Source organism: Mycobacterium sp. TH-M106 (genome assembly GCF_057473765.1).
The window spans coordinates 1-8,835 of the sequence record NZ_JBYCLE010000179.1 but is presented as its reverse complement, the minus strand read 5'-3'; the positions used below and the strand labels follow the sequence as shown (position 1 = coordinate 8,835).

The 8,835-nt window shown below is 64.5% G+C and carries 10 protein-coding genes; 4 read left to right on the top strand and 6 right to left on the bottom strand.

Annotated elements, in window-relative coordinates:
• From AC2VOP_RS06235 to AC2VOP_RS06215, 5 genes are all read right to left on the bottom strand, one after another.
• The coding region (locus AC2VOP_RS06235) for an MlaD family protein (protein ID WP_486960145.1) at nt 1-430 on the bottom strand (430 nt) is incomplete at its 3' end.
• A gap of 5 nt (nt 431-435) precedes the next feature.
• Nucleotides 436-1,305, bottom strand: coding sequence for an ABC transporter permease (locus AC2VOP_RS06230; protein WP_486960144.1), 870 nt, complete (start codon nt 1,303-1,305; stop codon nt 436-438).
• Between the two features lie 2 nt (nt 1,306-1,307).
• Nucleotides 1,308-2,024 (bottom strand): MlaE family ABC transporter permease, encoded by a 717-nt coding sequence (locus AC2VOP_RS06225; RefSeq protein ID WP_486960146.1) that lies wholly within the window; start codon nt 2,022-2,024, stop codon nt 1,308-1,310.
• A gap of 77 nt (nt 2,025-2,101) precedes the next feature.
• Entirely contained in the window at nt 2,102-2,824 is a 723-nt protein-coding gene (locus AC2VOP_RS06220; protein WP_486960143.1) for a FadR/GntR family transcriptional regulator, read from the bottom strand.
• Nucleotides 2,825-3,012: 188 nt separating this feature from the next.
• Nucleotides 3,013-3,798, bottom strand: coding sequence for a winged helix-turn-helix domain-containing protein (locus AC2VOP_RS06215; protein ID WP_486960142.1), 786 nt, complete (start codon nt 3,796-3,798; stop codon nt 3,013-3,015).
• Nucleotides 3,799-4,023: 225 nt separating this feature from the next.
• Between AC2VOP_RS06215 and AC2VOP_RS06210 the strand changes: the two genes are divergently transcribed.
• The 3 genes from AC2VOP_RS06210 (at nt 4,024) to AC2VOP_RS06200 (ending at nt 7,344) form a co-directional block, all read left to right on the top strand.
• Nucleotides 4,024-5,382, top strand: coding sequence for an ABC1 kinase family protein (locus AC2VOP_RS06210; protein ID WP_486960141.1), 1,359 nt, complete (start codon nt 4,024-4,026; stop codon nt 5,380-5,382).
• Nucleotides 5,383-5,524: 142 nt separating this feature from the next.
• Nucleotides 5,525-6,859 carry a hypothetical protein gene (locus tag AC2VOP_RS06205; RefSeq protein WP_486960140.1) on the top strand — a complete coding sequence of 445 codons (1,335 nt, stop codon included), beginning with the start codon at nt 5,525-5,527 and terminating at the stop codon, nt 6,857-6,859.
• Between the two features lie 23 nt (nt 6,860-6,882).
• Nucleotides 6,883-7,344 (top strand): hypothetical protein, encoded by a 462-nt coding sequence (locus AC2VOP_RS06200; protein ID WP_486960139.1) that lies wholly within the window; start codon nt 6,883-6,885, stop codon nt 7,342-7,344.
• Nucleotides 7,345-7,407: 63 nt separating this feature from the next.
• Here AC2VOP_RS06200 and AC2VOP_RS06195 read toward each other — a convergent pair whose 3' ends face one another.
• Entirely contained in the window at nt 7,408-8,205 is a 798-nt protein-coding gene (locus tag AC2VOP_RS06195; protein WP_486960138.1) for a DUF3109 family protein, read from the bottom strand.
• Between the two features lie 58 nt (nt 8,206-8,263).
• On the opposite strand from AC2VOP_RS06195, the gene AC2VOP_RS06190 reads away from it, so the two are divergent.
• The coding region (locus AC2VOP_RS06190; RefSeq protein ID WP_486960137.1) for a Ppx/GppA family phosphatase at nt 8,264-8,835 on the top strand (572 nt) is incomplete at its 3' end.

Genomic DNA, 8,835 nt, shown 5'->3' with positions numbered 1-8,835 from the left:
CGATCACATCAGCCGTCGAGATACGCTGCGACACCGGGTCGTCCGGCGAGGCCAACGACACATACTTGTTGCCGAACACGGTGGCCGCCTGGATCGTCGCGACCACGTTGGCCGGAATGAGCCTGACGTAGCGCGGGTTGACGTCGAGCATCAGCTTTGCCGCCGGCCGGCCGTCACGGTCGATCTCGGAGATATCGGCCACCCGACCTATCTCCACCCCGTTGTAGGTGACCTTCGAACCGGTCTGCATCACCAGACCCGCCCGCGACGCCAGCATCGTCAACTCAGTCTTAGCCGTGAAATCCCCCCGAAACTGCAAGAACACCAACACCAACACCGACACACCCAGCCCCACCAGGGCCACACCCTCCAGATAAAGCCACCGGCGTGAGTGGGTACGCGTGGTCGGCTTAGCCGGTGTCGGGAGCATCGCCGCTACACCGTGAGGTTGAAGTTCGGGTTGACACCGTAGAGCGCCAACTGAGCCAACAACACCACAACCACCACCAAGACCAGCGACATCCGCATCGACCTACCGACCGCCTGCCCGACACCGACCGGCCCGCCGCTGGCGGTGTAGCCGTAATAGCAGTGGGTGATCATCACCACCACCGCCATCACCACAACCTGCACCACCGACCAGCCGACGTCCTCGGGCCGCAAGAAAGTCCGAAAATAGTGCTCATAGGTGCCATTGGACTGCCCGTAGAACACCGTGGTGACAACCTGCCCGGAGGTGTAGGCCATATCCAACGCCAACGCATACAGCGGCACGATCACCACCAACCCACCAATGATGCGGGTAGAGACCAAAAACGACATCGACCTGATGCCCATCACCTCCAAAGCATCGATCTCCTCACTGATACGCATCGCGCCCAACTGCGCGGTCGCACCGGCACCGACGGTGGCCGCCAACGCCACACCCGCCACGATCGGCGCCGCCACCCGGGTGTTGGCCAGCGCAGCGAAAAACCCAGTGAACGCCTCGGCGCCGATGTTGCCCAACGACGCAAAACCCTGAATGGCGATCAACGACCCCCCCGACAACGTCACCAAACCGATGATGGCGACCGTGCCACCGACGACAGCCATCGCGCCGGTACCCATCCCGATCTCGGCGATCAACCGCAGCGTCTCGGCGCGGTAATGGCGCAACGCCCACCCGATACGACCCACACTGACCCGAGTGAACCGCGCAAAACCCCCGAGCTGCTCCAGCGTTCGCCCCGCACCACCGACATAGCGGTCAAGGCTGGCCGCCGTTCGCGGAAACCGCGCACGCAACACCACCGACGTCGCCACCGCTAGTGCCCCGTCCCGAACCGCACCCCGATCGTGGTCAACACCACATTGACCGCGAACAACGCAAGCACACACAACACCAGCGTCTCGTTGACCGCAACGCCGACGCCCTTGGGACCACCACGGGTGGTCAACCCCCGATAACAACCCACCAACCCGGCGATCAACCCGAACGTCGCCGACTTGACCACCGAGATGACCACCTCCGGCAGGCCGGTCACCAACGTCAACGTGCTCACATAAGCACCCGCCGACACATGCTGAATGAACACACCGAAAACGAAACCCCCCACCAACCCAATCGTGATCACCGCGCCATTGAGCAAGCTGCCCACCACGGTCGCAGCCACCACCCGAGGCACCACCAAACGATGGATTGGGTCGATGCCGAGCACCTCCATCGCGTCGATCTCCTCCCGGATGGTGCGCGCACCCAGATCGGCGCAGATCGCCGTCGCCCCGGCACCAGCCACCACCAACACCGTCGTCATCGGACCCAACTGAGTCACCGCACCCAACGCCGCACCCGCCCCCGAGATATCCGCCGCCCCGAACTCGGCCAACATGATGTTGAGCGTGAAGACAATCAACACCGTCAACGGCACCGCAACCGCGACCGTCGGCAACAACGACACACTGGTAATGAACCACCCCTGCTCGATCGCCTCCCCCCACTGAAAACGCGGCCGAAACAACGCCTTAGCAGTCAAAACACACATCCGATAAAACCCACCAACCGCATCCACCCCAGGCCGGACCTGACCACGGACATAACCACTGACCACCGCGTAACTACTCACCGCCGACCCACCATCTCGTCGAGCACAGCAGTCAAGATCGAGTTGGTCAGTTCGATCAGGTCGTGGGCAATGCTTTTGGCCGCCGCGGCGTCACCGGTGACGATCGCCTCCGCCAGCCTGCGGTAGGCGTCCAATTCCGCGGCCTCAGCTTCAGCCGACGCTTTCAGCAGTGGTAGCGCCGGCTCGTATGCCGCGCGAAATGCGTTGTACATCAATCGGAACACGATCGAGCCGGCAGCGTCGACCACATGGTCCCAGAACACGATGACGTGACGCCGCCTCTGGGTTGGATCGTCTTCGGCCTCCAGTGCGCGGAGCGATTCGCCGAGCAATCCGGCCAGCTCGGGACCGTGCCGTTCGGCGGCGAGCTCGGCGACCTTCGGGCCATTGCGCAACCGGGCCTCGAGCAGGCTGCGCGCGACCGCGGTGTCGAGTTTCCCGTTGCAAAACAGCAACTGCGGCAGTAGATCCAGGCTGGCGTGCCGGCGGAAGTCGCGGACGGTGGTGGCGCCGCCGTGGCGTACCTCGATCAGGCTGGCCGCTGACAGTCGCTTGAGCGCCTCGCGTACAGCCGGACGGGACACCCCGAACAGCTCGGCCAGCCGACGCTCGCTGGGCAGCGCTTCCCCGGGCTCCAATTCTCCGGTGAACACGGCGGTGGCGATCTGGCCGAACACCTGCTCCGGCACCGATTGGCGGGTCACCGGATGCAGCGGCATGCCGGCGAGTCTGACAGGCTGTTGGTAAGACGTCAAGTGGCCAGGCCACTATAACTCGTCTCCGGAGCACGCCGAGGCCATTGGGCCTCGTCCTGCCCCGGTCTAGCGTTGAAGTCCTTCAGCCAGGAGTCTATGCCGTCTCAGACAGTTTGGCCGCGACGGGTTGGGTTGGCAGCTGGTCCGGATCGTCAGGCAGACGCAATATCCGCGGTTGCGGTCGACTCGTCGACAGCGCCCATCAGCTCGTCGAATCGGGCGAGGACCCGCTCGTGGTAGATGTTGAACACGTCCTCGAATAACGCCAGTTGCGGCTCCGAGAGAGCACTGCCTGAATCCCACACGGCGGCAAGACCGCGCCAGACCAGCACGTGGAGATCCGGCGATACCGCGTAGTAAGCGGCGACCGCCTCGGGTACGTCCAGGATCATCTCGCCGATGGAATTGAGGATTGCCCGGTGAAACGTCTGGCCGACCACACCCAGGATGTGCCGGATAATCGCCAGTTCGAGTCGCAGCATCGCTTCGTGGTCGGGCTCTTCCGATCGCGCCAGGGTTTCGAGTTCCTCGATAGTCTCTTCGACTCTGTGCGCCTCCCCCCTGTCGTCGCAGTCTGCATATGCGAGCAGCGCATCCATCACGATCGAACGCTCCACGTCGACGATGTCGTGAAACGCCTCCACCGCGATCTCGGGCGTCTGCATGGACAGCCGAAAGGCCCGGCGGTAAACCTCGACGCCACCTTCCCTGTGGATATCGCGGGTGACGAAGCCGCGGGCACGTTGTGCCACCACGAAGCCGTGTGATTCCAACCGTCCGAGCGCCAATTGTGCCGTGGCGCGATTGATTCCGAACTCCTCGGCTATCTGGCGAACCGATGGCACCAGATCACCTGGCTCCTTGACGCCCGACACCACCCGGCGCGCCAGCTCGTCGGCGACGTCTGCCACCACAGTTGTGGGGGTCCTGGGTTCCATCGCCGTCGCCCGTCTGGGATTACTCGACAATCTTGTCCCAGACAGGGTAGTACCGCGACGCTGATTCTGCGAGTATGCGAGAGTGAACTGCACACCGAGGCGAGGTGAGCCATGCCCGATCGGCACCGGGAACGAGTTGTTCGACTGACGTCGCGCGGCCTCGGGTCGAGGTCAACCGGCAACCCGCCGACCCGCAAGCTGGCGCGGAGTGCGAAGCTGGCGACTTTGCCGGTTGCATACGCGGGCCGTCGCGTTGCCGGCACCGGCAAGCGAGTTCTCGGCCGCACGCGAGACCAGGTTGCCGCTGACATCGAGCTTCGGACTGCCCAGCACATGTTCGAGGTGCTCGGCGAGCTGAAGGGGTGCGCCCAGAAGCTCGGCCAGCTGCTCGCGATCTACGAGATGGCGCTCCCGCCCGACCTCGCCGAACCGTACCGGATCGCGCTAAGCCGACTGCAGTGCTCGGGCCTGGCGATGCTGGCGCCTATGGTGCACCGAGCCATGGCGGCCAATATGGGTGACAACTGGGCAGATAACTTCCGTAGCTTCGATGATCGGCGCCCCGCCGCCGCCTCGATCGGTCAGGTACACCGGGCGACCTGGCAGGACGGCACTCCAGTCGCGGTGAAGCTGATGTATCCGGGCGCTCGCGAAGCCGTCCTGAACGACCTCGACCAGGTTCGTCGCGCATCGGCGCCACTCAAGATGTTGGTGCGGGGAACCGACGTCGGGTCGGTGGTCGAAGCCGTGAGTGCATGCGTGCGCGAAGAACTCGACTACCAACAGGAGGCCGAGCATCAGCAGGCCTTTGCCCGGGCTTACGCAGGCGATCCCGACTTCGTGGTGCCGAAGGTGGTCCACCAGCAGGGTGATGTCCTGGTCAGCGAGTGGATCGACGGTGTACCGGTGTCGCGGCTCATCGCGTCGGACAACCGGTTCGACCGCGATCGGATCGGCCGGCTCATGGCCCGTTTCGTCTTGACCAGCTTCTCCCGAACCGGCCTGCTCTACGGCGATCCGCACCCGGGGAACTTCCTGTTGCAGTCCGACGGTCGGCTCGGCGTGGTGGATTTCGGTGCATGCTCGGCTTTCCCGCCGCCGGGATTCTTCGACATGTATGCCGACATCATGGAGGCCGTGTTCAACGGCGGAGCGCGGGAACTCGAGGACGCGATGCGCCGGCACGGATTGGTTGCCGATGGCTGCGACGTTGACGTCGACAGGCTCGTCGAAGTCAACGGCCCGCTCCGCGAGATGTGGGTTTCGCCGCAGGTACGGGTGAGCACTTCCTGGTTGCGCAGCCAGGTGCTTCGGGTGATCGACGTGCGGCTGATCGATGTGGTTCGGCAGCTCGTGGTGGCGGCCGATCTCATCCCAATGGCACGAACGACGGTCACGCTGTTCGGGGTGTTCTGCCAACTGGAGGCCGGGCAAGCGGTTCGTGACGAATACCTCGGCCAGGTGCCGCAGCTGGCCGAGGTGGTCGAGCGTTTCGCCCAGCGCAACCGGCAGCGCAGGCCTGGCGGTGTCATCGACATCCGCCGCACCAACGACCCAGCCTCACCCGAGTCAGCCGAAATCTGAGTTCAACCCCGGTTTGCAAACTGTCTCAGACAGTGCTAGTCTTGCGGTACTCACACCGACACCGGGAGGCAAGATGTCGTCGGTTTCTTCCACCACTTCTTCCACTACTTCTTCCACCACGATGCGCTCGCATCGTCGACCATTGAGCTCTCATGAGCGTCGCCGTGCGGCAAGGCCGCCGCGCGGGCAGCGGCGGCTCACGACGAGGGCCGCCGCACTGGCCACCGCCGTGGCCAGTGCGGCCCTTATCGGCACCGCCCCGGCAGTAGCACAGCAGCCCACTGCGCTCCCTGTCGTGCATGTGCACGATGTCGCCCTGACCGGCTTCGATCCCGTGCCGCTGGAAGCAGGGTTCGTCCAGGCTCTGCTGGACCTGGCGAAAATCACCGGTTACGGCGAACTCACGGTGTCGAAGGCGCTCTTTCCCTTTGGATCGTTGGGGCTCGGTGGCCTGACCCCCAACGAGTTGCTGGGCTTCACTGGACTCGGCAATGTCACGCTGGGCGACGTGAACCAGTTCGCGGGGGTGTTCGGACTGAACCAGAATCCACTGGGGGTGCTTCTCGCGGTCGCGGGAGTGACTGACAGCACCACCTTGAGCTCCGAGGTCGACAAGCTGGGTATCGGCGCCGAACCGCTGTCGAACTTCTACAACCTGATTGGGCTGACCGATTATCAGGACGCCACGCTCAGTGATCTGGCAGCCCACCTGGGCATCGGCAACGACCCGGTGTCGCAGCTTTTCGGTGTGCTCGGGCTCAGCGACAGCAGCACCCTGGAGCAGGCGGTGCAGGCGTTCGGGATCGGTGACACGCAGGTCGACACGCTTCTCGGTGACTGGGGCGTGGCAGACGAGCACATCAACGGGTTCCTGCACCAGCTGAGCGTCAGCCCAGACGAGCTGCTCCACATTTTCGGCATCGACCCGAGTTCGCTCGGCAGCCTGTGGGATCCGACCACCGGAGCCTTCACGGCCGGCACCACCGTGGAACAGTTCGCCAACGCGGCCGGTCTCGGCCACGACAATGTGAGCCAGTTGCTGACCGCCGGTGACCTCGACGACGCGACCTTAAATCAGTTGCTGACCGGGGTGGGGCTACCGGACACCGCCTCGGTGAATCAGGTGCTGGACACGATCGGGTTCAACGACCTGAAGATCTGGGACTTCTTGAACGGTTTCGGGGTCTACTCCAGTCCCGGCGAGCACGCAACGGTCGACGATTTCTTCACCGCGATTCCCGGACTCCAGCACACGACATTCGGTGGGCTGCTGGGCGCGCTCGGACTCAGCGACCAGTCCACGATCAGCGAGGTGTTCAACCAGGTTCCTGGGCTTGGCGGCAACACGCTGAGCGATCTGGTCAGCGATTTCGGGGTGGGGAACGACCATTTGTCCGACCTGGCGTCCACGCTATTGGGCTCCACCACTTTGGACCAGTGGCTTGCCGACATCCTGGCTGCCCTGACCTCTGCGTAGGAGGCAGAAAAAAAGGTGGCCGTATGGGCAAGGTGGGGCAGGTGATTTCCCGCGACCGATTGGTCGTGATGGTCGGCACCATTCTGCTCGCTGGTGGCCTGCTGGGGCTTTGGTTTCCGGTTTCTCTCGGCGCCTACGACAGGTACGGCATCCAAATCAATTGTGGCAACGGCTATTCCGGTCGGCTGCTGCAAGCAACAGCCGACGATGCACCGGCGTATGCCTCACCGGCCATCAGCCACGTCGACCAGTGCCGAAGTGCTTTGGCGCATCGGCGTGTTTGGGCGATACCCACCGCCGCCCTCGGTGCTCTGACACTCACCCTCGAAGCGGTGACGCCGGCGCGTAGGCGGCCGATGTCGCTGGGTTCCCCCGCATCGCCAGACACCTGGTCTGAAGCCCCTGATGACTATTGGCATGAGGCCGCGAACCTCGATCGGCGGGGGTGTCCGTATCGAGAGCGACCCGCGGGCACAACGCTGTGATGCACCGTGAATCGGAGCTCGATCTCAGTATTTAGGAACGGTGCCACATCCGACGTCGAGCGCTTATTCGGCCGCCCGGGTCGCCGGATGCACCGCGACCAGGCCCTGTTCGTGACGCTGCTGACAGATTGCGGCCAGCTCCGCATAGGCCTTCTCGCCCAGCAACTCGGTGAGTTCGACGGCCATGCTCTGCCACACCTGCCTGGCGCCGACGTGGGCGGCCGGATCACCGGTGCAGAACCAGTGCAGGTCGGCGCCGCCGGGACCCCAGCCCCGCCGGTCGAATTCGGTGATGGTGGTCTTGAGGATCTCGCTGCCGTCGGGGCGGATCACCCATTCCTGACTGCGCCGGATCGGCAGCTGCCAGCAGACGTCCGGCTTCATCGTCACCGGGTGCACCCCCAGCCGGACCGCTTTGATGTGCAATGCGCACCCGGCGCCGCCGGTGAACCCGGGCCGGTTCAAAAAGATGCACCCACCTTTGTGCGTACGGGTGCGCAGCTGTTGCTCACCCTCGTTCTCGTCGAGCTCCAGGTAGCCCTTGACGCCCGACCCCTTGCCGCGGAACTGCCAGTCGTCGTCGGTCAGCTGGGCCACGGCCGCGTCGAGCCGGGCACGGTCGTCGTCGTCGGACAAAAACGCGCCGTGCGAACAACATCCGTCGTCGGGCCGGCCCGCGACGATGCCCCGACAGGCCGGGGTGCCGAACACGCAAGTCCACTGCGACAGCAGCCAGGTCAGGTCGGCGGCGATCAGATGCTCGGGACTGTCCGGGTCGTAGAACTCCACCCATTCGCGGGGAAAGTCCGGATCGACTTCGTGTGGGTGGGAGCCCGGGTGAGCAGCAGGTGGCGGTGTCACAGAATCCCACGGTAGACCAGAGTTTCATGCGCCCGCGTTCCTGGTTAAATTATGTTTTGTGCGATTAGGCGTGCTCGACGTCGGCAGCAACACCGTCCACCTATTGGTGGTGGATGCACACCGGGGCGGTCATCCGATGCCGATGAGCTCGACCAAGGCCGCGCTGCGGCTGGCCGAAAACACTGACAGTTCAGGCAAGATCACCCGGCGGGGCGCCGACAAGCTGTTGTCGACCATCGACGAGTTCGCCAAGATCGCCGCGAGTTCGGGCTGTGCGGAGCTGATGGCCTTCGCCACTTCGGCGGTGCGGGACGCTTCCAACTCCGAGAACGTGCTGTCTCGGGTGCGCACCGAGACCGGCGTCGAACTGCAGGTGCTGCGCGGGGAGGACGAGTCGAGGTTGACCTTCCTGGCGGTGCGCCGGTGGTTCGGGTGGAGCGCGGGACGGATCATCAACCTTGATATCGGTGGCGGCTCGCTGGAGCTGTGCAACGGCGTGGACGAGGAGCCCGAGGTCGCGTTGTCGTTGCCGTTCGGCGCCGGGCGGCTGACGCGCGAGTGGCTGCCGGAGGATCCGCCGGGCCGGCGCCGAGTGGCGATGCTGCGTGATTGGTTGGACGCCGAACTCGC